The sequence below is a fragment of the Streptomyces sp. NRRL S-350 genome (genome assembly GCF_000719705.1).
Taxonomy (GTDB): Bacteria; Actinomycetota; Actinomycetes; order Streptomycetales; family Streptomycetaceae; genus Kitasatospora.
Window position 1 is genome coordinate 44785 of sequence record NZ_JOHO01000040.1, and the last position, 20660, is coordinate 65444.

Below are 20660 nucleotides of genomic sequence, written 5' to 3' on the forward strand. Positions count from 1 at the left end.
GGCCGCGGGCCGGGCGCGCCGGTGCGGAGCCGCCGCCCCGGGGCGGCGCGCGCGTGGTCCGTCGAAAGCCCGCCGAAGCTCGCCGGGGGCCGCCGGAGCCAGACGAGGCACGGCGAGGCGTGGCAAGGCCTGACGAGGCGTCAAGAACGCTTGGTAGCAATAGGAATGGGAGTCCCGCAGTGCTGACCGTCGATTTCTCGCGCTTTCCGCTCGCCGCCGGCGACCGGGTGCTCGACCTGGGCTGCGGCGGGGGCCGGCACGCGTTCGAGTGCTACCGCCGCGGCGCCAACGTGATCGCCCTCGACCAGAATGCCGAGGAGATCGCCGAGGTCAAGAAGTGGTTCGCGGCCATGGAGCAGGCCGGGGAGGCCCCCGAGGGCGCGTCGGCGGTCGCGATGCAGGGCAACGCGCTGGCCCTGCCGTTCGAGGACGAGTACTTCGACAAGATCATCATCTCCGAGGTGATGGAACACATCCCCGACGACAGGGGCGTGCTCGACGAGATGTTCCGCGTCCTCAAGCCGGGCGGCCTGCTCGCCGTCACCGTGCCGCGCTGGCTGCCCGAGAAGATCTGCTGGGCGCTGTCCGACGAGTACCACGAGGTCGAGGGCGGCCACATCCGCATCTACCGGGGCGACGAACTGCTCGGCAAGCTCAAGGACGCCGGCCTGGAGCCCTACGGCACCCACCACGCGCACGCGCTGCACTCGCCGTACTGGTGGATCAAGTGCGCGGTCGGCGTGAACAACGACAAGGCGCTGCCGGTCAAGGCCTACCACCAGCTGCTGGTCTGGGACATCGTCGGCACCCCGGTGGTCAGCACCCTCACCAAGGCCGCCGAGCGGGCGCTCAACCCGGTCATCGGCAAGAGCTTCGTCGCGTACGCCGCCAAGCCCCAGCGGGCGACGGCATGACCGCCGCCGTCCCCGACGCGCTGCTGCTCGACGGGGTGCTCGACGCCGAGCAGGCCGCAGACACCGTCCGCAGCATCCTCGCCGAGCAGCGGCCCGACGGTGCCATCCCGTGGTTCGCCGGCCACCACCTGGACCCCTGGGACCACACCGAGGCCGCGATGGCCCTCGACACGGCCGGCGAGCACGCCGCCGCCGAGGCCGCCTACCGCTGGCTCGCCGCCAACCAGAACCCGGACGGCTCCTGGTACGCCGCCTACACCGACGGCGCGGTCACCGACCGGGCCAAGGAGAGCAACTTCTGCGCCTACGTGGCGGTCGGGGTCTGGCACCACCACCTCAGCTCCGGCGACGACGCCTTCCTGGAGTGGATCTGGCCGGTCGTCCGGCGGGCCCTGGACTTCATCACGGCCCTGCGCCTGCCCGGCGGCCCGATCGCCTGGCGGGTCGACGAGGACGGCACCGCCGCCGGGGAGGCGCTGCTCACCGGCTCGTCCAGCATCCTGCACGCGCTGCGGTGCGGCCTGGCCATCGCCGACTACCTGGAGGAGCCGCAGCCCGACTGGGAACTCGCGGCCGGCCGGCTGGGGCACGCCATCGCCCACCACCCCGAGCGGTTCCTGGACAAGGGCCGCTACTCGATGGACTGGTACTACCCCGTGCTCGGCACCGGCCTGCGCGGCGACGCGGCGCTGGCCCGGATCGAGCGGGACTGGGACAGCTTCGTCGTCCCCGGCCTCGGCGTGCGCTGCGTCAGCGACCGCCCGTGGGTGACCGGCGGCGAGAGCGCCGAACTGGCCCTCGCGCTCTGGGCGATCGGGCAGTCCGACCGCGCGGTGGACATCCTGCGCTGGATCCAGAAGCACCTGCGGCACGAGGACGGCTCGTACTGGACCGGGTACGTCTTCGAGGACGACGCGATCTGGCCGGAGGAGCGCACCACCTGGACGGCCGGGGCGCTGCTGCTCGCGGTGGCCGCCCTCGGCGGTGACCCGGCGACGGTCGCGGTCTTCGGCGGGGACCAACTGCCCGCCGGGCTGGTGGTCCAGGACTGCTGCTGACAGCCGACAGCTGACCGCTACCGCCGAGAGCGGCGCGGCCGGGACGGCATGCGGAAGGGGCGGGACCGGAGAAGATCCGGTCCCGCCCCTTCCGTACGTGCCCGGAGGCGTCAGCCGCGCTGCAGGCCCGCGGTGTCGGACAGCACGCCCTGGGTGCCGTCCGGCAGCTGCGCGACCAGCGCGGCACCGCGCTGCTCGACCGCCAGGTACCAGGTACCGGGCACGACCTCGCCGACCGGGGCGCCGGCCGGGTTGTCCTTCGGAGCCAGCTGGCGCGGGGCCGGGACGGCGAACCAGAAGGGCTGGAAGTCCGCGGCCGGGGCGGCCGGCTGCTGCGCGGCCGGGGTCGGCTGCGGGGCCGGCACACCGGCGTCCTGCGGCTGGCCGGGGTGGACCGGCTGACCGGGCTGCGGCTGGCCCGGGGCCGGGTAGCCGTAGCCCGCCTGGGCGCCGAACGCCGGGTCGTGGCCCTGCGCCGGGTAGCCGTACTGGCCGGGCTGGCCCGGAAGCGGGTAGCCGCCCTGGTAGGGGGCGGCCGGGCGGTCGGAGACCAGCGGGGCCTTCAGCGCCGGCACCAGCGGGCTCGCGGCGGCTGCGCCGGCGAGCACGATCAGCGCGATGAAGCCCAGCCAGGCGCCGAAGCCGTGGCTGATGCTGCCGCCGGACGGGCCGCCGCCCAGCGACCACACCGAGGTCCACAGCGCCGCGACGGCGAAGGCGATGCCCCACTGGTCCAGCCGCAGGCCGAGCACCTGGCGGTTGGCCGCCGCCTGGCCCTGGAAGCGCTGCACCAGGATCAGCACCGCCGCGGCGATGCCCAGCAGGTAGATCGAGGGCAGGATGGGGAACAGCTCGGTGCTCCACGCGTTCTGCGAGGCGTTGGGCCCGCAGTACCGGCCGGCGCAGCTCACTGTCCAGTAGGGCAGGAAGGAGGCGATGAAGAGCAGGACGGCCGCGCCTGCGACGGCGGCGTCTCCCCTGGTGAGAGCGCGCAGATTCACTAACGTTCCCCTCGTTGACGTGTCGTGGACGGTGCTTCGTGCGGTCGGGCTGACCGGCCGAAACTCCCGAACGGACCAGAAGCCTAGGCCCAACCGTCCTGCCGGTGCACGGCGGGACCGGGAACGGGGCGAAGTCGTTGCAAACCGCGCGGGCCGGGCGCCGGGCCGTCCGCCGAGGTGTGCGGGCCAACTTCCTTGCTGGGCCTTCGAGTCCGCTATCGAGTCGTCAGGAACGCGGTCAGCGCGTCGGCGATCCCCTGGGCCGCCTGCTGGCGCCACTGAGGGTCCGTCATCCGCTTCGCGTCCGTCGGGTTGCGCATGTTACCGCACTCGATGAACACCTTGGGGACGGTGGACAGGTTGAGGCCGCCCAGGTCGGAGCGGGTGTCCAGGCCCTGGCTGGCGACGTAGTCCGCGTACGGCTCCCCGGTCGCCGTGCGGAAGCGGTCGCGCAGCAGCAGGCCGAGCCGGTGCGAGGGTTCGACGATCGCGGAGTTGTCCGCCTTACCGGCCACCACCCTGGCCGGCATGATCACGTGGAACCCGCTGCCGCCCGCCGGGCCGCCGTCCCCGTGCACCGACACCGCGACGTCGGCGTGGGCGTCGGCGCCGGCCTTGGCGCGCTCGTCGATGCACGGGCCCCAGGGGCGGTCGCCGTCCTGGACCAGCACCACCGTGGCGCCCCGGGCGGCCAGGATGGCGCGGGCCCGGCGGGAGACGTCCAGGGTGTACTCGGCCTCGGTGTAGCCGGCGTCGGTCTCCGTCCCGGTGGTGTCGCACTCCTTGCGGGCGTTGCCGATGTCGACCTTGCGGTTGATCTCGGCGGTGTGCGCGGAGTTGCCGGGGTTGTGGCCGGGGTCGAGGAGGACGGTGCGGCCGGCCAGGCCGTTCGCCCCGGCGGCGGGGGCGGCCGTGCCCGTCGGGTCATCGGCGGTGGGCGGGGGTGCGACGGGCGGTGCGGTGGGCGGTGCGACGGGCGTCGCGGTGGGGTCGGCGGTGTCCGCCGGGGCGGCGGCCTGCGCCGCGGCGGGAGCGGAGACGGCGACCGCGGCGCCCGCCGGATGGGAGTGGTCGAGGGCCCGCCAGCCGAACCAGCCCGCCGTGCAGAGCGGAACGACTGCCGCCACCGCCGTGGTGACGCGCAGCGGGGTGGAGAGGCGGGGGCGGGGGGCGGTGCCGGTCACGGGTGGATCAGATCCTGTCCTGGGTGCGCGGGGTCAGACCGTAGCTGTTCGCGATCGGGTTCCACTTGTTCATGAACTCCGTCTTCGCCTGCGTGGCCTGGGGGTTGAGCTCGTCCGCGTGCTTCTTGTCCTGCGTGGTCGGGGCCTTGCCCGAGCAACCCTGGGCGGCTACGGCGCGCGCCCAGCTCGCGTACGCCTTGTCGATGTCGGCGGACAACTGCCAGGCGGACTTCAGCGAGTTCAGCGCGTCCGCGCCGCCCGGCACGTCGGTGACGCTCACGTTGGCGAGCTTGGCCAGCAGCGCGGTCCGCTGGTTGGCGCCGTTGTCGAACACCTGGGCCGCGCTCTCGATGTCGGCCTTCGCCGGGCAGCTGGTCACCTTGGCGACGGCGCTGCCGATCGGGGCCTTCGCGTTCTCGCCCTCGGTGAGCAGGCCGTCCAGCGCCTGGGCCTGGGCCTGGGCACTGGGCCCGGCGCCGGTCGCGGTCGGGGACGGCGTGCCGGCGGGCGTGGCCGGGGTGCTCGCGGCGCCGCTCGGGCCGGGGTCCGTCCCCGCGGGCGCCGGATCGCCGGTGCCGGCGGGCGGCGCGCTCGCGGGCGGCGGCGCGGCCCGGCCGGCCTTGTCGCCGCCGCCCCTGGCGGCGAACAGCAGGCCGCCGCCGACCGCCAGCACCAGCAGCAGTGCGAAGCCGATCAGCAGCGGGGCCCTGCGGTTGGCCGGGCGCTCGCCGTCGTCGTCCTCGTCCTCGTAGCCGGTCGGATACGCCGTCGGGTAGTCGGGCTGGGCGCCGTACGGGGGTTGCGGCGGCGCGGCGGGGGGCTGGGGGTAGCCGTAGCCCGGCGTGGCCTGCTGCGGGGGCGGGTACGGCGCGGCCTGGTGCTGCCCGGCGGAGGGCGGCGGAGTGGGGAAGGGGGAGGTGGCCGGGGGCTGCGGTGCGGTGGCGCGGGGGATCGGGGCGGTCGGCGGGTCGTAGCCGGGCGCGGTGGCCAGGTACGGGCGGGCGCCCAGCGGCGGGCCCTGGTCGCCGACGGCACCGGGACCGGGCGGCGGGGCGACCGGGCCGGGGCGGGGCGCTGCGGGGGCGGCGGGCGCCTCGGGGGCGGGTTCGGCGCCGGCCGGGGGCTGCGGGCCGCGCACCCAGCCGCCGGCGCCGCCGCGCGCCGTGGGGTCCCAGACCGCCGGAGCGGTGTTCTGCTGGTCGGTCATGTCGCTGCTGGCCCCCACCGTCCGCCGATGCTCTGCCTGGTGCTGCGCGGCCACCGTACCGGTCGAACCCCCGCCCGACAGCCCCGGCACGACGTTAGAGCATCGGTGCGGGGCGGTGGGGCGGCTCGGCGGATCCAGGCGGGGAGCTCATCGGATCAACGCAGGCCCGGGGGACGGCGGGAGGCACGGCGCAGTACAGGGGGGACGGCGGGAGGCACGGCGCAACGCGCGGGGGTCAGCGGGCGGCGCGACGCAGCACGCGCAGCGAGCCGGTCACCGCGACCTCCTCGAAGCCCTCGGCAAGCGCCCGCAGGTACACCCGGTACGGGGCCTGGCCGCCGTCCGCCGGGTCCGGGAAGACGTCGTGCACCACCAGCAGGCCCTCCGGCGCCAGGTGCGGCACCCAGCCCTCGTAGTCGCCGGTCGCGTGTTCGTCGGTGTGCCCGCCGTCGATGAACACCAGTCCCAGCGGGCGCCCCCACAGCGCGGCGATCCGCGGCGAGCGGCCGACCAGCGCCACCACGTGCTCCTCCAGCCCGGCGGCGTGCAGCGCGCGGCGGAACCGGGGCAGGGTGTCCATCAGGCCGACCTCGGGGTCGACGAGCGTCGCGTCGTGGTACTCCCAGCCGGGCTGCTGCTCCTCCGAGCCGCGGTGGTGGTCGACGGTCAGCGCGACCGTCCCGGCCTCCCGGGCCGCCGCCGCCAGCAGGATCGCCGAGCGACCGCAGTAGGTGCCGATCTCCAGCACCGGAAGGCCGGTGTCCCGGGCCGCCGCCACCGCCGCCGCGTACAGCGCCAGCCCCTCGTCCACCGGCATGAACCCGGTGGCCGCCTCGAACGCCGCCAGGACGTCGGGCGCCGGGCGGGCGCTCAGCAGGTCGGACATGTGGTGCTCCTCGGGGCCGGGCGTGGACGGGGCGCGGTCAGTCGTGGCCGGACGTGGCCGGACGTGCTCGGACCTTACTGGACGGTAGTCGTGCTGGTAGCGGCGGGGACCGGCAGGCCGCGCACGCCGCGCCCGCCGGGGGCGTCGGGACGGTGGTCATCGCGGGGGCGGGGTGCGGGCGGGGTGGGGGCGGGGTGCGGACGGGCGGCGCGTTTCCACAGTTCTGCCGCCTGCTTGTTGTGGAACGCGTTCTAGTCGGGCCGTGCCGCCCGGTGCCAGAATCGGGCCGTCCGAGGACCCCACCCGCGTCACGCCATGCACACAGGGAGCAGCCCCATGCGCGCAGCCGTCCTGCACAAGACCGGCCAGGACACCCTCGACGTCCGCGAGGACGTGACCGCGATCGGCTTCGGGAGGGACACCGTCCGGGTCCGGATGCGCGCCGCGAGCCTCTGCCACTCCGACCTCTCCGCGATGAGCGGCGTCCTGCCGCAGCCCGCGCCCTTCGTCCCCGGGCACGAAGGCGCCGGAGAAGTCCTGGAGGTCGGCGAGGACGTGACCGGCCTCGCCGTCGGCGACCGCGTCGTGCTCTGCTGGATGGCCCCCTGCGGCCACTGCGAACACTGCCTGCGGGACCGCGGCCACCTGTGCGTCGCCAGCCTGCGCCGGCTCGGCACCTCGGGCTTCCGGATCGAGGAAGGCGGCCTGACCGCCTCCGGCTTCTACGGCACCGGCGCCTTCGCCGAGGAGGCCGTGGTCTCCGCCGACGCCGTCATCAAGGTGCCCGCCGACCTCCCGTACGAGGCCGCCGCGCTGATCGGCTGCGGAGTGACCACGGGCATCGGCGCCGCGGTGAACACGGCCCGGGTCGAGCCGGGCGCCTCCGTCGCGGTGATCGGCGCGGGCGGCGTCGGGGTCGCCACCGTGCAGGGCGCCCGGGTCTGCGGCGCCGGCCGGATCACCGTCGTCGACCCCGTCCCCTCGCGCCGCGAACGTGCCCTCGCCTTCGGGGCCACCGAGGCCATCGCCCCCGAGGAGCTGAAGGCGGCCGCCAAGAAGCTGCCCGGCGGCGGGTTCGACTACGTCTTCGAGGCCGTCGGCCGCGCGGCCACCGTCCGGGCCGGCTACGACGCGGCCCGCCGCGGCGGCGCGGTGGTCGTCATCGGCGCGGGCGCGCAGGACGACCTCGCGCAGTTCACCATGGGCGAGCTGTTCTTCAACGAGAAGCGCCTGCTGCCCTCGCTCTACGGCGGCGCGACGGTGAGTCGCACCATCGCGCTGGTCGTCGACCTCTGGCGGGCCGGGCGGATCGACCTCGGCGGCATGGTCACCCACCGGGTGGGGCTGCCCGACGTCAACGAGGCGATCGCCCAGATGCGCAGCGGCGAGGCCCTGCGGACCGTCGTGACGATGGGCTGACCCGGCACGCCGACGTCCCGACGACCCGACGTCCCGACATCCGGTGCCGCGACCCGACGACCGAGGGCCCGCCGGGGAGTGTCGCTCCCCTGGGCGGGCCCTGCGGGTCTCGCGTGCCGCGTGCTTGCGGCCGTGCGCTCACGCGGTGCGTGCGGCGCGTGAGCGCGGTGTGCGCTCGCGCGGTGCGTGCTCGTGTGTCGCGTCCTCGCGGGTGCGGTCAGCCCCGCCCGGCGGCGCGGTGCCGGCCGTGCGGGTCGGACTCCGGCCTGTCGTCGGCGGCGGAGCGGCCGCGGTGGCGGCCGTGCGCGCTGTATTCGGCCGTCTTCTCGTCGGCGTCGGACCCGTTCACTGCGGGCCCGGTGGTGTCGGTGAGGGTGTCGGACATGAGAAATCGTCTTTTCCGTGCGGAGGGTTGCAGGTCATCGGCGCCCGGCCGGCACCGGTGGCGCGCGGTCGGGTCCCCGATCGGGCGCTCCGTACGCGCCCGTAGCCGGTGATCGCGGCCCGTGCCCCGGCCACCATAACGGCCGGGACGGACGAGATCCTATCGAGATCACGATGCGAGTCCCGGGCTGCTCCGGGGCCGCCGAACCGAGCCGGTGACCGACCGGCCCGCCCGCCCCCAGCAGTGCCACCGCCTCGGGGAGCCGGGCGTCGCCGACGTGCGGCGGGAGCCCTGGGTGTCCTGCGCCGAGCCGGCGGGCGGCGAGGTTCGGTCGCAGAGAGCCAGCCGGAACGCAGAGGAGCGCAGAGGAACGCCGAGAACGCGGACGGCAACGGACGGAAGCGTGCTGAAACGGACACAAGTGGGCGGACGTCGAGAAGCTGGAGGCCGCCGAGCGCAGGTGGGACGACGGGTGCCGCCCCTGCCTGTCCGGACAGGCAGGGGCGGTACCAGGCTGCTACCGCCCGCTCGACGGTCGGCCGAGCCGGTGGCTCAGCTGACGGTGAAGAGCAGGCAGGTCAGGATGAGGCAGGTGTACTGGCAGCCGTTGCCGTGGCCGGTCAGTTCGACGGACTCGGTCTCCGGCAGGTCCTGCAGCGCCGCGAGGTCGGTCTCGAAGTCCACCGTGTTCTCCATGATCGGTTCCTCCCCTTGAGGTCACGCCGGCCGCGATCTGCGTGCGGGCGTAGGGTGTTGCGCCCCGGGCGGCCTCCATCCACCGCGTCGGGGTGTGCCCGGGCCTCGGCGGGCCCGGGAGTCTGGGAAATGCGGGCGGTCGAGCCCCCCGCCCAAGCCCCGGTCGAGCCCCCGCCCAAGCCCGGTCGGGCCGGGTCGGGAGCCGGGTCGGTCCGGGTCGGGTCCGGTCAGCCCGGCCGGCCGGTCCGCAGGAACGCGGCCAGCAGTTCGTGCAGTACGGCGGCGCCTTCCTCGGCGAGCACCTCGTGCCCGGAGCCGGCCGCCTCGACGTACCGGAAGTCCTGGCCCTCGACGCGGCCGATCCGCAGCAACTCGTGCCGCAGGGAGCGGGATTGGCTCACCGGGACGACCTCGTCCCGGTTGCCGTGCACGACCAGGAGCGGCGCGGTCAGCCGGTGCGCCAGCTGCAGCACGTCGCGCGGCCCGCGGGCGTCGGTGATCGTTTCGCCACCGCCCAGGCGGGTGGTCAACGCCCGTACGGGGGGTGCCGCTTCGGCGAGGAGTCGTGCGCCGGACAGGAACGGTGCGACCACCGCGCAGCGGGCGACGTGCTCGGCCGGTGCGTGCGCGGCGGCCAGCAGTGCCAGGAATGCGCCGTAGCTGACCCCGAACAGTGCGGGCGGCTCCAGGCCGAGCGCCGCCCGCTGGCCGGCGATGCCGTCCAGCAGGTACAGCACGTCGTCCAGGTCGGGGCCGCCCCAGGCGCCCCGGATGGCCATCGCGTGCGCGACGCCGTAGCCGGTGGAGCCGCGTTGGTTCGGCGCGACCACCGCCAGGCCCTCGGCGGCCATCCGCTGCAGGGCCGGGTCGAACTCCAGCCGCCAGGCGTCCGCCGGGCCGCCGTGCAGCGCCAGTACCAGGTGCGGGCTGCTCAGCCAGGTGTCCCCGCCGTACACCACGGCTTCCAACGGGCCTGCGGGACCAGCCAGTTCGAGGCTCTGGGCGGGGTGCCAGCGGCCGCCGTCGCCGGGCGGGGTGCTGCCGTCCAGCCGCCAGCCGGGGGGCGGGGTCCGGACGGTGCGCGCCGCGCCGGGCTGCCAGGGCAGTACGGTGTCCCGCCAGGGCCCGGGCAGTCCGGAGGTCAGCGGCGCGAGTTGGAGCGGCAGCGGCATCGGGCCGGTAGTGGCCGGCACCGGCCCGTGGGCCAGCAGCGCGTCCACGTCCAGGGTGGCCAGCGCCGCCGGGTGGCCGGGTGAGGAGTACGGCATCCGCAGCCCCGCCGCGTCCCAGTGCCCGACCGCGCCGAGTCGCCCGGGCGGCACCGGCAGCGGGTCCAGCCGCCCGGCCGAGGGCTGCCACAGGGCGAGCGCCGAGCCGGCGCCGTGGTCGACCTGTACCGCGACCCGGGGGCCGTCCGCCCCTTGCCGCAGCGCGACCGGCCGCAGGAACATGCCCGCGACGTGCAGGCACTCCGGGAACCGCAGCGGTGTGCCGCCGTCGAGGACGCCCCAGCCGAGCCGGTCGGTGCCGGGTGCGTCGCTGCGCACCATCGCGAACCGGCTGTCCGGGTCGAACAGCACCAGGCGGTCGTTGCTGCGCTCGCCGATCTCCAGCAGCGGGGTGGTGGCGCCGCTGCGCAGGTCGAGGGCCACGCTCCGCACCAGGCCGGTGTTGACCCGGTCCAGCGCGAGCAGCGCGCCCGCGTGGTCCAGCCACGCGCCGCCGCCGTGCAGCCCCGGGATCTCGGCGACCTGTTCGGGTGCGCTGCCGTCCGTGCGCACCAGCCAGACGGTGGTCGCCGGGCGGGTGTCGGTGCCGAGGGCGACGGCCACCGGCGCCCGAAGGTCGTCGCCCGGCGGTGCCGGGAGCGCCAGCAGGCGCAGCCCAGCCATCCGGAGCGAGGCCAACGGCTGCTCCGCGGCGGCGTCCTCGCCGTACGAGAGGCGGACCAGGTCGTGCCGCTCGCCGTCGTGCCGGCAGATCAGCACCGAGCCGTCCGGCAGGGCGACCAGCTGGGAGCGCAGGCTCTCCGAGCGGTTGCCGGACAGCGGCAGTGCGATCGGCGCGGCCGGGGCGCCGTCCTGCGGCAGCCGCCAACTCTCCGCGTACCAGCCGCTGTCGGCGGACGAGGCGAGGCAGGCGGCATGGCTGCCGTCGGTGGCGAAGGTGAAGCTCAGCCGGCGCAGGGCCTGGGTCATGGTCCGGGTGGCCACATTCATGCTCCGCTCACCCCGCCGGTACCGGAAGGGGGTTGGCGTACGGTGGGCGGTGTCGGGTCCAGCCAGAGCCGTGGGCCGCCGTGGCGCAGCCGCAGCAGGAAGGCCAACGGGCCGGCCGTGCCGGTGCCGTAGGCGGGCGCGCAGCCCGTACCGGTCTCGTCGGGGAGCACCAGGAGGCCGTCGCGCAGGGCCGCCCGGGTGGCGATGAGCGCGGCCAACTGCTCCGCACCGGTGCGGAATCCGGGCTCGCCGGTGGCCTCCGCGAGGTCCAGCAGGTACTCGCCGTCGCCGGCCAGGCCGTGGCAGGCGCTCACGCCGCCGTGCCAGCGGGCCGCCAGGACCGCGCGTCCGGCGGCGCGGGCCAGGTCGAGCACGGCGGCGTCGCCGGTGGACCGCGCGAGCCGCAGCAGGAAGCTGCCCGCGCCGGAGGAGCCGCTGCACCAGTGGGAGAGCCGGATGTGCGCCGGGTCGTCCGCGCTCTGCGGCCACCAGGCGGTCTGGCGCCCGTCGCCCCACCGGGCGGTCGCGGCGAGCGTCCGCCCGACGTCGGCGGCGCCGGTGAGCAGGGCCCGGTCGCCGGTCGCCTCGGCGGCGGCCAGGAGGAAGGCGCCGACGCCGGCCACGCCGTGGGCGAAGCCGAGGTGGGTGATCCCGGCGAGCGCGGAGTCGAATTCCTCGGGCACCGGCCAGACCGTCCCGTACGGCGCGCGGCGGGCGGCGGCGAGCAGGGCGCGGGCGCCGTGGGCGGCGCGGTCGAGGAAGTCCGGGCTGCCGGTGCCGTCTGCCGGTGTTCCGGGGCGGGTGAAGTGGTCGGCGGCGAAGCGGAGTTGGGTGAACCCGGAGCCTGCCGCGCCGTGGCAGACGTCGGGGTTGGGCCATTCGACGGCGATCCGGCGGGCGAGGTCGGCGGCCCGGTCGGCCAGCTCGGTGTCGCCCAGTGCCCGGGCGGCGTCCAGCAGGGCCCAGGCGGTGCCGGAGCGTCCGAAGTGCAGCCCGGGCAGTACCACCGGCTCGGTGGCGATGCGCCGTTCGATCCAGTCGGCGGCGGTCCGGGCCGTCCGCGCGGCTTCCTGCCGCACCTCGTCCGGCAGCCGTCCGGCCGTGACCGCCCGGGCCAGCACGGCCAGCACCCCGGCGGCGCCGTGCTGCACGTTGCACGGATCCGTCCGCTCTCCGGCGGGCACCACGGGCCACAGCCGGTCCCGCCGCCCCGGGGTGGCGGTGGCGGCGAGGTGCCGCAGGCCGTCGGCGAGGAGGCGGTCGAGGGGCGGGGTGTCGTCGCCGGCGTCCGCCGACGGGGAGTCGGCGCGGGTGCCGTCCAGGGCCGCGCCCTGCCGGGCGGGGGCGACCGGGCCCGCGCCCGGCAGGGCGGGGGCGTGCCAGAGGGGTGTGACGGCGGCGGCCTGCGCGGTGCGCCCGGCGGCGGGCCCGGCGGCGGCGCCCGCCGCACTGCCGGGCGGTACCTGCCGAGGGCCGGTGTCGGCGCCGCCGTTCCCTGGCGCCTCGCCGTTCCCCCGTGCCCCGCCGTTCCCCCGTGCGCCGCCGTTCCCTGGCGCCTCGCCGTCGCGCAGCGCGTCCCGTACCCGGCTGATCCCCCACCTCTGCCGCGGATCTTCGGCCCGCAGCCCGAGGATCGCCGGTGCCAGGCGTCGCGCCGTGGCTCCGGTGCGGGCCGCGAGGGTGAGCCAGCGGGCGAGGCGTTCGGCAGTCGGGCGGGCGTGCGGGAGGTCGTCCGGCAGCAGCGGGTCGTGGCCGGTGGCCAGGAGGAAGAGCAGGCCGCCGAGGGCGTACAGGTCGACGGCCGGGTCGGCGACGCAGTCGCCCGCGAGGGCGAGCCGCCCGGGCCCGTGCTCGGGTGCGCGGTAGCCGGGTGTGCCGGCCGATCCGGCGTTCCGGCCGGTTTCGGCGGCGAGTTCGAGGTCGACCAGCCGCAGCGTGCCGTCGGGGCGGACCATGACGTTGCCGGGGGAGAGGTCGCGCAGGACCAGCCCGTGGGCGTGCACCCGTTCGACCAGGTCGAGGAGGGCGTGCGTGACCGGTCCGGCGTCGGCCCAGTCGACGTCGGGGCTGCCGTCGCGCCGCAGTCGGGCGGCGACCCAGCTGCCCAGCGGCTGTCCGGCGATTCGTTCCTGCACCAGGAAGACGGAGTCGTCCTGTTCGATCAGTTCGACGGCGCGCGGCGCCAGGCCCTGCCCGTCCAGGCGGTCGAGCAGCGCGGCCTCGTGCCGCAGTGCGTCGCGGGCGTCGGTGCCCGCCCGGTCGACCTCGATGTGCGCCCGGGCCTGTTTGACCACGACCTCGGCGCCGCTCGACGCCTCCCGTCCGAGGAACACGCCGCCCTTGGCGCCGTGCCGCACGGCGGCGGTCACCGCGTACCGCCCGGCCAGCAGCACCCCGCCCGGGCGCTTCCGGCCGGCGGAAGCCTCGGAGCGCAGCGGATCCCGCACCCACCCCGGCGCCCGGTACGAGCCCCCGCGGACGTCCTCGGCCCGCTCTCCGCCCGGCCCGCGCAGCACCGACCGGTACTCCCCGTCGTTGCCCAGCTCCGCCGGGAGTGCGAACGCGCCGTAGCGGTAGTGCACCCGGCTGCCGGGCCGGTACGGCCGGTCGGAGAGCACCACGGGCCCCGGCAACCCGGCCGTGGCCCGGTCCAGCTCGGCCGCCAGCCGCTGGAACTGGGCGTCGTCCGCCGGGTAGACGGTGATGAACTTCCCTGCCGAACCACGCTCGCTGTTACGGGAGTTGAGTTCGCGCAGCCGCTCCTGCGCGGCGGCGAACTTGAAGCTGCACGGGTCCTCGGCGAGCACCCGGACGACCGCCCCGAGCACCTCCTCGCCGACCGCCGAGGCCGCGCTCACATGGAGCTTCCACCCCTGCCGGGGCAGGGTCGAGGGCGCGGACGGCCTGGCCGTGCACCAGAAGCCGCCGACGGTGAGGTCCCAGCCACCGTCGCCTCCCCGGCCTCCGCCGCCGGCCAGTGCCGCCCGCGCCGCCTCCGGCCACGGACCGGCCGCATCCGGTCCGCGCCCCACCGCCCCGTGCCCCGCCGGTCCGCGGCCCCCGGCCGTACGCAGCGATGTGCCCGCCCTCATGTGCCACCACATCCCTTCGTCTCGGCCGTCGCCCACGGGTGCCCAGTGCTCGTCGCCATCCCTCGCACGCTCCTCGCGCACCCCTCGCACGCCCTTCGCGGGGTGAGGAGCGCGAGGCCCGGGCCGGCGGGGCCCGGCCCCGCCCACGGGTTGCCCGCCCCGGCTGTCGGCCGGAGCCGCCGGGGCAACTCCCGTTCGCAGAAGTGAAGTTAGTTTCGAGAAAACCGCCTGCTCAACGCCGGGCCGGTCACTTCACTCGTAAGGGTGATCAATGGGCGGTTTCGAATTCGTACGAGAGCCCTGCTGTGAGCAGTGGGCGCCCGGCGTACCGGTGCGCACGGCCGGCGCGGGCCGGTCCGGGCGCCTCCGTCGCAGGTTGACGTGCATCCGTACGCCCGCGGCACCCCCGTCCGAACCCCGGCCGGGCGGTTCGAACGCCGTACCCCGAACGGCCGAGGCCCGGCCGCCCCCGCGCGCACGGTAGTCTCGACAGGTGCCGAAACTGTCCGACGTCATCACCGCGCTCGAAGAGGTCTACCCGCCGCAGTGGGCGGAGTCCTGGGACGCCGTCGGCCTGGTCTGCGGAGACCCTCAGGCCGAGGTCCGCCGCGTGCTGTTCGCCGTCGACCCCGTACAAACGGTCGTCGAGGAGGCCGTGGAGTGGGGCGCCGACCTGGTGGTCACCCACCACCCCCTCTACCTGCGCGGCACCACCAGCGTCGCCGCCACCACCTTCAAGGGCCGGGTGGTGCACACGCTGATCACCAACGGCATCGCCCTGCACGTCGCCCACACCAACGCCGACCACGCCGACCCCGGCGTCTCGGACGCGCTGGCCGCGGCGGTGGGGCTGCGGGTGACCGGTCCGCTCGTGCCGGACCCGACCGACCCGCTGGGCCGCCGCGGCACCGGCCGGATCGGCCTCCTGGAGCCCGCGCTGCCGCTGTCCGCATTCGCCGCGCGGGTCGCCGAAGGCCTGCCCGCCACCGCCGCCGGCGTCCGCGTCGCCGGCGACCCGGACCGGCTGGTCAGCCGGGTCGCGGTGTGCGGCGGATCCGGTGACGGTTTCCTCGCCGACGTACGGGCGGCCGGCGTGGACGCCTACCTGACCGCCGACCTGCGCCACCACCCGGCCTCCGAGGCCGCCGAGGCGGCGCCCGTCGCGCTGATCGACGCCGCCCACTGGGCCACCGAGTGGCCCTGGCTCGGCCTGGCCGAGCGCGCCCTGCGGTCCGCCGCCGACAAGAACGGCTGGACCGTGGAGACCACGGTCTCCCACCGGGTCACCGACCCGTGGACCGCGCACGCCCCCATGTCCTTCACCGCCTGACCCGATTCACAGGAGCTCTCCCCTTGAACGCCGCGCCCGCCGACCAGATCCGCCTGCTCGACCTCCAGGCCATCGACTCGAAGCTCGACCAGCTGGCCCACCGGCGCCGGATGCTGCCCGAGCACGCCGAGATCGAGAAGGCGACCGCCGACCACACCGCGCTCAAGGACCTCGTCGTCGCCGCCGAGGCCCAGAAGGGCGACACCGCCCGCGAGCTGACCAAGGCCGAGCAGGACGTCGAGCAGGTCCGCGCCCGGGCGGCCCGCAACCAGCAGCGCCTGGACTCCGGCGCGATCACCTCGCCGAAGGACCTGGAGAACCTCCAGCACGAGATCGGCTCGCTCGCCAAGCGCCAGGGGGACCTGGAGGACATCGTGCTGGAGATCATGGAGCGCCAGGAGAGCGCCAAGTCCCGGGTCGAGGAGCTGTCCGCCCGCCTGGAGCACTCCACCGTCGTCCTCACCGAGGCCGAGGGCCGCCGCGACGCCGCCTTCGCCGAGATCGACACCGAGGCCGACAAGGTCAGGCGCGACCGCGAGGCCGTCGCCGCCGTCATCCCGGCCGACCTGCTGAAGCTGTACACCAAGCTGCGCGAGACGCAGGGCGGCGTCGGCGCGGCCCGCCTCTACCAGCGCCGCTGCGAGGGCTGCCGCACCGAGTTCTCGATCACCGAGCTGAACGCCATCAAGGCCGAGCCGGCCGACAAGGTAGTCCGCTGCGAGAACTGCTCGCGGATCCTGGTCCGCACCGCCGACGCGGGCGTCTGACCCCATGGCGGCGCGCTTCGTCGTCGAGGCGGACGGCGGGTCCCGGGGCAACCCGGGGCCGGCCGGCTACGGCGCGGTGGTCCGCGCCGGGGACACCGGGCAGATCCTCGCCGAAGCCGCCGGGTTCATCGGCCACGCCACCAACAACGTGGCCGAGTACCAGGGCCTGATCGCCGGCCTCAAGGCGGCCCGCGACCTCGACCCGGACGCCTCGGTGGACGTCCGGATGGACTCCAAGCTGGTCGTCGAGCAGATGTCCGGTCGCTGGAAGATCAAGCACTCCGCCATGCAGCCGCTCGCCGCCGAGGCCCGCACCGTCTTCCCGCGCGGCCGGGTCACCTACACCTGGATCCCGCGCGAGCGGAACAAGGACGCCGACCGGCTGGCCAACGAGGCGATGGACGCGGGCAAGGCCGGCCGCCAGTGGGAGCCCAAGCCGAAGGCCCCGGCCGCGGCCGCGGACGAGCCGCCCTCGCAGACCGCCGCCCCCAAGGCCGGCTGGGCCGCCCCGGCCGACCTCGGCGCCCCCACCACCTTCGTCCTGCTGCGCCACGGCGAGACCCCGCTCACCCCGGAGAAGCGCTTCTCCGGCAGCGGCGGCAGTGACCCGGAGCTGTCCGACAAGGGCCGCTGGCAGGCCGAGTGCGCCGCCGAGGCCCTGGCCGCGCGCGGCAGCATCCAGGCCGTGGTCGCCTCCCCGATGCGCCGCACCCGGCAGACCGCCGAGACCGTCGCCGCCCGGCTCGGCCTGGAGGTCCGGTACGAGGACGGGCTGCGCGAGGTCGACTTCGGCGCCTGGGAGGGCCTGACCTTCGCCGAGGTGCAGGACCGCCACCCGGACGACCTGTCGGCCTGGCTCGGCTCCGCCAAGGCCAAGCCCACCGGCAGCACCGAGAGCTTCACCACGCTCACCCACCGGGCCGGCGTCGCCCGGGACAGGATCATCGCCCGGTACCCGGGGAAGACCGTCCTGGTGGTCTCCCACGTCAGCCCGATCAAGACGCTGGTCCGGCTGGCGCTCGGCGCCCCGCCCGACTCGATGTACCGGATGGAGCTGAGCGCCGCCTCGATCTGCGCCGTCCAGTACTACGCCGACGGCAACGCCTCGCTGCGGCTGCTCAACGACACCTCGCACCTGCGCTGACCCGCGGGCGCGCCGGGCGCCGCCGTTCAGTGCATCTCGGGGACCGCGCCGGGCGCCGCCGCTCAGTGCACCTCGGTGACCACCACGTCCAGCTGCCACGGCTTGCGGGCCGTGCCCTCCGCCGCCAGCTCCACCCGGTGCCCCAGCGCCAGCAGCGCGTCCATCAGCTCGCCGGGCGTCTTCGGCTCGGCCCCCGCGACCAGCAGGTCCCGTACCAGACGGCCCTTGGTCGCCTTGTTGAAGTGGCTGACGACACTGCGCTTGCCGTTCCGTTCCTGCAGCACCCGGACGGTGGCGGTCCGGGCGGCCACCTCGCCGGCCGGCTTCCAGGCCGCCGCGTACGCGGAGCTGCGCAGGTCCAGCACCAGCCCGTCCGCCACCTCCGGCAGCACGGAGGCCGTCGCGCTCCGCCAGTACGCCCCGAGCGCCCCCGGTCCGGGGAGTTTCACGCCCATCGAGCAGCGGTAGGACGGGATCCGGTCGGAGATCCGCACGGCACCCCACAGGCCGGAGAAGACCAGCAGCGAGCGCTCGGCCCGGTCGTACGCGGCGGAGTCCAGGGTGGCCAGCCCGAGGTTGTCGAACAGCACCCCCGTGTAGACCTCGCCCGCCGGGCGGGCACCGGCCGTCAACAGACCGGCGTTCTTGGCGATCTCCCCGCGCAGACCGGGGGAGAGGCCCAGCACCTCGGCGGCGGTGTCCTCGTCGCCCCGGCAGAGGCCGACCAGCGCGTCCAACACGGCCCCGCGCGCCGCCGTCAGCCCGGGCAGCGACAGCCGGTCCAGCGCCACCGGCCCGCCGTCGCCGGACCCGGCCTTGCCCTCGGAAGGCGGCAACAGCACCAGCACAGCGGACTCCTCAACAGTTTGTGGCGGACGAACCCCGCCACCCTACTGCGCCCGCTCCGACCGGCCGTCCCACCCTCGGCGGCGGAAGCGGGAGCAGGGCAAACCGCTGGGAACATTCCGCCTCCGCCACTACCGTGAGCAGCGAAGGAGAGTGAGCGAGATGACCCTGCGACCCCTGGACCTGGTGCCCGGCGACGGCGATGCCGTGGAGGAGTCCCTGTCCGTGCGCCTGCCCGCCGGACTGCCGGCGGAGACCAGGCACGCCCTGGAGTTCGCGCTGCGGGCGGCGGCGCAGGCGGTGATGGCCGGGCGGGTGCGGGTGACCGAGGCACCGGACGGCGCGGACACCGCCGAGCTTGCCTTCGAGGTCCGCCACTCCGAGGTGCCGGAAGCGCTCACCGAGGGGGCCCAGCCGAGCAGGGCCGAGCGCCGGGCGGCCATGGTGGCCCGGATCCGTGCCGCCAACGCGGAGACACTGGAGAGGCTGAAGGACCTGTGACGGCGTCCACCGAGTACCTGGACCTGGAGGACGTCACCTACCTGGCCGGCGGGCCGGAGAACATCCGAGACCTCGGGGGCCTGCTCTCGGCGATCGCCCGCCCCCGGGCGAGCCTGTTCGGCGCCGACGCCTATCCGGACCCGTGGACCAAGGCGGCGGCCCTCGGCCAGAGCCTGGCCCGCAACCACCCGCTGGTCGACCGCAACAAGCGCACCGCCTTCGAGGCGATGCTCCTGTTCCTGGACTACAACGGCGAGCCGTACACGGACCCGCACCCCGACGACGCCGTGGCGTTCATGCTCCGGCTGGCCACCGGCGGGTACGACGACGCGGTCGCGCTCGCGGCGAAGGACCTGAAGTCCCTGCTGGGACGCTGAGCCTCCGTCCCGAATCACCCGATTCGCCCTACGCTGCCTCCATGCCTCGCCGAAAACTGCGCGTCAAGGCCGCCGACTCCGCCCGGATCAACACCGAGCTGACCGAACTCCGCACCCTCCTGGAGATCCACACCGAGTGGCCGGAGGCCGTGCTCGCCGAGGCGGAGGAGGCGGCCGAGCGCCCCCGGCTGCCCGAGCACGACGCCACCGACCTGCCCCTGTTCACCGTCGACCCGCCCGGCTCGCGCGACCTCGACCAGGCCATGCACCTCGCCCACCGCCCCGGCGGCGGCTACCGGGTGCACTACGCGATCGCCGACGTCGCCGCCTTCGTCCGCCCCGGCGGCGCGATCGACACCGAGGCCCGCCGCCGGGTCGAGACCCTCTACTTCCCGGACCACCGGGTCCCGCTGCACCCCACCCGGATCTCCGAGGACGCCGCCAGCCTGCTGCCCGGCGAGCCCCGGCCCGCCCTGCTCTGGCAGCTCGACCTGGACGCCGACGGCGCCGTCGTCCTCGCCGACCTGCGGCGCGCCCTCGTCCGCTCGCACCGCCGCCTCGACTACGCCGCCGTGCAGCGCGCCGTGGAACTCGGCGGCGCCGACGAGCAGCTCGCCCTGCTCGCCACCGTCGGCCGGCTGCGCGAGGAGCAGGAGCGCGCCCGCGGCGGGATCAGCCTGCCGGTGCCCGAGCAGGAGGTCGAGGAGACCCTGCACGGCTACGTCCTCGGCTACCGCGCACCCAACCCCGCAGACGGCTGGAACGCCCAGATCTCCCTGCTCACCGGCATGGCCGCCGCCGAGCTGATGCTGGACGGGGGCGTCGGCCTGCTGCGCACCCTGCCCGCCGCGCCCCCCGCCGCGTACGAGCGGTTGCGCCGGATCGCCGCCGCCCTGGACGTGGACTGGCCGCAGGCGCTCCCGTACCCGGAGCTGATCCGCTCCCTCGACCCGGACGTCCCGTTGAACGCCGCCTTCCTCACCGCCTGCACGGGCCTGCTGCGCGGCGCCGGCTACCACGCCTTCGACGAGTCCCGCGGCCTGCCCGCCCCCGCCGCGCCCGGCCATGCCGCGCTCGGCGCCCCGTACGCGCACTGCACCGCGCCGCTGCGCCGCCTCGGCGACCGCTTCGCGCAGGAGGTGTGCGCGGCGGTGGCGGCGGGGGAGGACGTGCCGGACTGGGCGCGGGAGGCCCTGCCGACCCTGCCGGCGCTGATGGCGGGCGGGGACCGCCGCGCGGGCGAGGTCGAGCGCGCCTGCGTGGACCTGGTGGAGGCGGAGCTGCTGGCGGGGCGGGAGGGCGAGGACTTCACCGCGGTGGTCGTCGACCTGGACGAGAAGCGGCCCGCCTCCGGCACCGTGCAGCTGCGGGAGCCGGCCGTCCGGGCGCGCTGCGACGCCGCGAACGGTGGCACGGCCGACGGGGGCGCGGGCCGGCTGCCGCTCGGCCGGGTGATCGACGTGCGGCTGACGACGGCCGACCCGGTCACCCGGACCGTTCGCTTCGCCGCGGTGTAGCCGGCCGCCGGCCCGGCCGGAGCCGCCCGGCCACCGCCCGCCCGCCCGACGGGCCGCCGAGGTCCCCCCGCCCGACGGCCCGCCCGACGGCCCGACCACCCGCCACTCGTACGGGTC

Annotated in this window: 18 protein-coding genes; 9 read left to right on the forward strand and 9 right to left on the reverse strand. The window is 75.8% G+C overall.

The genetic code is table 11. The features are described 5' to 3' along the window. Window positions 1-179 precede the first annotated feature (179 nt). Together IF30_RS0128170 and IF30_RS0128175 are read left to right on the forward strand one after the other, a co-directional pair. Window positions 180-914, forward strand: coding sequence for a class I SAM-dependent methyltransferase (locus IF30_RS0128170; RefSeq protein WP_030243628.1), 735 nt, complete (start codon window positions 180-182; stop codon window positions 912-914). Further along, entirely contained in the window at window positions 911-1972 is a 1062-nt protein-coding gene (locus IF30_RS0128175) for a prenyltransferase (RefSeq protein ID WP_030243629.1), read from the forward strand. The genes IF30_RS0128170 and IF30_RS0128175 overlap by 4 nt, the downstream gene beginning before the upstream one ends. A 110-nt stretch (window positions 1973-2082) precedes the next feature. Here IF30_RS0128175 and IF30_RS0128180 read toward each other — a convergent pair whose 3' ends face one another. The 4 genes from IF30_RS0128180 to IF30_RS0128195 form a co-directional block, all read right to left on the reverse strand. Next, window positions 2083-2973 (reverse strand): hypothetical protein, encoded by an 891-nt coding sequence (locus IF30_RS0128180; protein WP_030243630.1) that lies wholly within the window; start codon window positions 2971-2973, stop codon window positions 2083-2085. Window positions 2974-3188: 215 nt separating this feature from the next. Then, a complete protein-coding gene (locus IF30_RS0128185) occupies window positions 3189-4157 on the reverse strand; it encodes an N-acetylmuramoyl-L-alanine amidase (protein ID WP_037901454.1) in 969 nt (322 codons plus the stop codon). A gap of 7 nt (window positions 4158-4164) precedes the next feature. Continuing rightward, window positions 4165-5364, reverse strand: a complete 1200-nt coding sequence (locus tag IF30_RS0128190; protein ID WP_030243632.1) for a hypothetical protein — start codon at window positions 5362-5364, stop codon at window positions 4165-4167. 235 nt (window positions 5365-5599) lie between these two features. Continuing rightward, on the reverse strand, window positions 5600-6250 hold the full coding sequence (locus IF30_RS0128195; protein WP_030243633.1) for a class I SAM-dependent methyltransferase: 651 nt from the start codon (window positions 6248-6250) through the stop codon (window positions 5600-5602). A 336-nt stretch (window positions 6251-6586) separates the two neighbouring features. Between IF30_RS0128195 and IF30_RS0128200 the strand changes: the two genes are divergently transcribed. After that, window positions 6587-7669, forward strand: coding sequence for an alcohol dehydrogenase catalytic domain-containing protein (locus tag IF30_RS0128200; protein WP_030243634.1), 1083 nt, complete (start codon window positions 6587-6589; stop codon window positions 7667-7669). A 217-nt stretch (window positions 7670-7886) separates the two neighbouring features. Here the strand turns inward: IF30_RS0128200 and IF30_RS48790 are convergent, their stop codons facing one another. From IF30_RS48790 to lanL, 4 genes are all read right to left on the reverse strand, one after another. Then, complete coding sequence (locus IF30_RS48790; protein ID WP_199807938.1) at window positions 7887-8054, reverse strand: hypothetical protein; 168 nt, start codon at window positions 8052-8054, stop codon at window positions 7887-7889. Between the two features lie 552 nt (window positions 8055-8606). After that, the gene (locus tag IF30_RS48115; protein WP_158835523.1) at window positions 8607-8750 is read right to left on the reverse strand and encodes a VenA family class IV lanthipeptide; all 144 of its coding nucleotides are present in this window, start codon (window positions 8748-8750) and stop codon (window positions 8607-8609) included. A gap of 227 nt (window positions 8751-8977) precedes the next feature. Next, window positions 8978-10969 (reverse strand): alpha/beta hydrolase family protein, encoded by a 1992-nt coding sequence (locus tag IF30_RS43980; protein ID WP_158835526.1) that lies wholly within the window; start codon window positions 10967-10969, stop codon window positions 8978-8980. Further along, window positions 10966-14073, reverse strand: a complete 3108-nt coding sequence (gene lanL, locus IF30_RS0128220; protein ID WP_107054538.1) for a class IV lanthionine synthetase LanL — start codon at window positions 14071-14073, stop codon at window positions 10966-10968. The genes IF30_RS43980 and lanL overlap by 4 nt, the downstream gene beginning before the upstream one ends. Window positions 14074-14554: 481 nt before the next feature. Between lanL and IF30_RS0128225 the strand changes: the two genes are divergently transcribed. From IF30_RS0128225 to IF30_RS0128235, 3 genes are read left to right on the forward strand one after another with little or no spacing between them, the layout of a single operon-like run. Beyond that, complete coding sequence (locus tag IF30_RS0128225) at window positions 14555-15391, forward strand: Nif3-like dinuclear metal center hexameric protein (protein WP_030243640.1); 837 nt, start codon at window positions 14555-14557, stop codon at window positions 15389-15391. Window positions 15392-15414: 23 nt separating this feature from the next. Next, window positions 15415-16158, forward strand: a complete 744-nt coding sequence (locus IF30_RS0128230; protein ID WP_030243641.1) for a zinc ribbon domain-containing protein — start codon at window positions 15415-15417, stop codon at window positions 16156-16158. A 4-nt stretch (window positions 16159-16162) separates the two neighbouring features. Continuing rightward, a complete protein-coding gene (locus tag IF30_RS0128235) occupies window positions 16163-17302 on the forward strand; it encodes a bifunctional RNase H/acid phosphatase (protein ID WP_030243643.1) in 1140 nt (379 codons plus the stop codon). 62 nt (window positions 17303-17364) lie between these two features. Here the strand turns inward: IF30_RS0128235 and yaaA are convergent, their stop codons facing one another. Continuing rightward, window positions 17365-18150, reverse strand: a complete 786-nt coding sequence (gene yaaA, locus IF30_RS0128240; protein ID WP_030243645.1) for a peroxide stress protein YaaA — start codon at window positions 18148-18150, stop codon at window positions 17365-17367. 160 nt (window positions 18151-18310) lie between these two features. Between yaaA and IF30_RS0128245 the strand changes: the two genes are divergently transcribed. Genes IF30_RS0128245 through IF30_RS0128255 form a run of 3 tightly spaced genes read left to right on the forward strand, consistent with a single transcriptional unit; the run spans window position 18311 to window position 20543 of the window. Beyond that, window positions 18311-18649, forward strand: a complete 339-nt coding sequence (locus IF30_RS0128245) for a hypothetical protein (RefSeq protein ID WP_030243657.1) — start codon at window positions 18311-18313, stop codon at window positions 18647-18649. After that, entirely contained in the window at window positions 18646-19026 is a 381-nt protein-coding gene (locus IF30_RS0128250) for a type II toxin-antitoxin system death-on-curing family toxin (RefSeq protein ID WP_030243660.1), read from the forward strand. The genes IF30_RS0128245 and IF30_RS0128250 overlap by 4 nt, the downstream gene beginning before the upstream one ends. Window positions 19027-19067: 41 nt before the next feature. Continuing rightward, complete coding sequence (locus IF30_RS0128255) at window positions 19068-20543, forward strand: RNB domain-containing ribonuclease (protein ID WP_030243663.1); 1476 nt, start codon at window positions 19068-19070, stop codon at window positions 20541-20543. The last annotated feature ends 117 nt before the right edge of the window (window positions 20544-20660 follow it).

What these genes read in the sequence shown, in the direction of transcription:
- IF30_RS0128175 (WP_030243629.1), top strand. Translation starts at nt 911, where the DNA reads ATGACCGCCGCCGTCCCCGACGCGCTGCTGCTCGACGGGGTGCTCGAC.
- lanL (WP_107054538.1), bottom strand. Translation starts at nt 14,073, where the DNA reads ATGTGGTGGCACATGAGGGCGGGCACATCGCTGCGTACGGCCGGGGGC.
- IF30_RS43980 (WP_158835526.1), bottom strand. Translation starts at nt 10,969, where the DNA reads ATGAATGTGGCCACCCGGACCATGACCCAGGCCCTGCGCCGGCTGAGC.
- IF30_RS0128255 (WP_030243663.1), top strand. Translation starts at nt 19,068, where the DNA reads ATGCCTCGCCGAAAACTGCGCGTCAAGGCCGCCGACTCCGCCCGGATC.
- IF30_RS0128190 (WP_030243632.1), bottom strand. Translation starts at nt 5,364, where the DNA reads ATGACCGACCAGCAGAACACCGCTCCGGCGGTCTGGGACCCCACGGCG.
- IF30_RS0128200 (WP_030243634.1), top strand. Translation starts at nt 6,587, where the DNA reads ATGCGCGCAGCCGTCCTGCACAAGACCGGCCAGGACACCCTCGACGTC.
- IF30_RS0128195 (WP_030243633.1), bottom strand. Translation starts at nt 6,250, where the DNA reads ATGTCCGACCTGCTGAGCGCCCGCCCGGCGCCCGACGTCCTGGCGGCG.
- IF30_RS48790 (WP_199807938.1), bottom strand. Translation starts at nt 8,054, where the DNA reads ATGTCCGACACCCTCACCGACACCACCGGGCCCGCAGTGAACGGGTCC.
- IF30_RS48115 (WP_158835523.1), bottom strand. Translation starts at nt 8,750, where the DNA reads ATGGAGAACACGGTGGACTTCGAGACCGACCTCGCGGCGCTGCAGGAC.
- IF30_RS0128235 (WP_030243643.1), top strand. Translation starts at nt 16,163, where the DNA reads ATGGCGGCGCGCTTCGTCGTCGAGGCGGACGGCGGGTCCCGGGGCAAC.
- IF30_RS0128245 (WP_030243657.1), top strand. Translation starts at nt 18,311, where the DNA reads ATGACCCTGCGACCCCTGGACCTGGTGCCCGGCGACGGCGATGCCGTG.